Here is a 1,947-nt window from a genome sequence, read left to right on the forward strand (position 1 = left end):
GGCCGATCGAGCCGCTCGCATTGCCCGTTACGAGACTTGCATCGCGGCCAGCGCTTCCGAAGATATTGCCGCCGGTGGCAGAACCCCTCGTGATCGACACGTCGCGGAACGCGGTGGCGATGATATCGCCGTCTGCTGTCGAAAGGTTCGTGGTCGAAATCACGTCGCCCGTCACCGAACGCAGGCTGATTGTCGACTGGCTCAGCGCCGCATCTTCGCCGCTTGCGACCGCGACTGATCCTGCCGCGCCGGGCGTGCCGAAGGTAACCGAAGTACCCCGCGCGCCGGACGTGTTCTTCGAAAGACCGGTCGCAAGGCTGACGTCACCGTTGATTGCGACGAGGTCGATGTCATCGCCGGCCGTGGCAGACGTGATGGCAACGGGCGTCGACGGAAGGGCACCGGCCGTTCCGCCCTGCGCCCTGATATCGACACCGGCAACGAGCGCAGTGCCGGTGACGGCGCCGCCGGCCAGCAGGCCGATCGAGCCGCTGGCATTTCCGGTCACGAGGTTGGCATCGCGGCCAGCACTGCCAAAGATATTGCCGCCGGTGGCGGAACCCTTGGTGATCGAGACGTCGCGGAATGCGGTTGCGATGATGTTACCATCCGCAGCCGTGAGATTGGTCGCCGAGGTCACGTCACCCGTTGCCGACCGCAGCCGGATCGTCGACTTGCCAAGCTCGTCATCGACTTCGCCGGAAACCATTTCCACCAGGGCGCTGGTGCCCGGCAGACCGGCCAACCGCACGCGGCTGCCTCGCGGGCCGGTTCCCTTGGCGTTGGCAACAGTCAGCGAAAGATTACCGTTCAGCGCGGCAACGTCGATGTCATCCCCGGCAGTGGCCGAGGTGATCGTCACGTTGGTCGCCGGGGAAGCGCCGGAAGTGCCGCCCTGTATCCCGATGTCGGTGCCAGCAATCAGCGTGGTGGCGGAGACCGAGCCACCGGCCAGCATGCCGATCGAACCGGTGGTGGCCACACCTGTCGTGATCCCGATAGCCTTCGCTGCACTGATCTTGAGATCGATGGCGGCCTGAGCCTGCGTGGTCACATCGGCCGAGGTGTCGCTCAGCAACTGGATAGAACCGGCGGTGCTGGTGAGGTTGGTGGCGCGCAGCAGATCAGTGGTCGTGTCCGATCCGGTGCTGATGCCATCGAGGTTCTGCTTGGTGAGCGCGATCAGTTGCTTCGCGGTGCCGGTGCCGACCTGGAGCAGGCCGTCGCTCGCCGTCGCGGAGATGCCGCCGTCCTTTGCAATGGCGGTGGCAATGGTCAGCGCCCGGGCGTTGACGGTGATCTGGCCCGCTGCACCAATGGCCGGATCGGGGTCTGCGCCGGTGCCGGCGGTGAGCGTGCCCAGCTGCGCAATGCCCTGCACGGCGTTGACCGTGATCAGCGCATCGGCGGGCTTTGCCGTCAGCGTTGCCGTGCCGAAGCCTTCCGCCAGCTTTGTTGCCGGAGCGCTGATCTCCAGCGTTGTGCCGGCCGCTGCCGTGCCGCCGGTGGTGGCGAGATCGACCTGCCCGCTGGCAATGATCGTGCCGACGTCGAGTGTGTTGCTGGCCGCAAGGTCAATCGTCCCTGCATTGACCTTGTTGATCCGCAGCACGGTCGCGCCGCTGGTCACAGTCTTTACCAGACCGCCATTGATTGTTCCGAACGCCCCGCTGCCCACATCGATCAGGACAGTCTTGCCATTGGCATCGACGATATTGCTTGCCGAGGTTGGGGTGTACCCATCGGCAACGCCCGTGACCGAGCCGAGCGTTGCTGCGGCGCTGAGATTGCCTGTGGCCGTGATGTTACGAAGGCGAATGTCGCCAGCCGCAGCATTGGCGGTAAAGGTGCCAGAGTTGACGTCACCCGCGATCAGCGCGTTGGACGCCGTTCCCGGCGTGCCGACCGATCCGGCCTTGATGCGCACGACATTGGCCCCGGTCAGCG

The 1,947-nt window shown here is 65.4% G+C and carries 1 protein-coding gene; it reads right to left on the minus strand.

Going from position 1 to position 1,947, the window contains the following annotated elements; genetic code table 11:
* A partial coding sequence (locus ACODS2_RS23105; protein ID WP_489000830.1) for a beta strand repeat-containing protein occupies window positions 1-1,947 on the minus strand: 1,947 nt, incomplete at both ends.

The organism is Novosphingobium sp. FG137 (genome assembly GCF_057809735.1).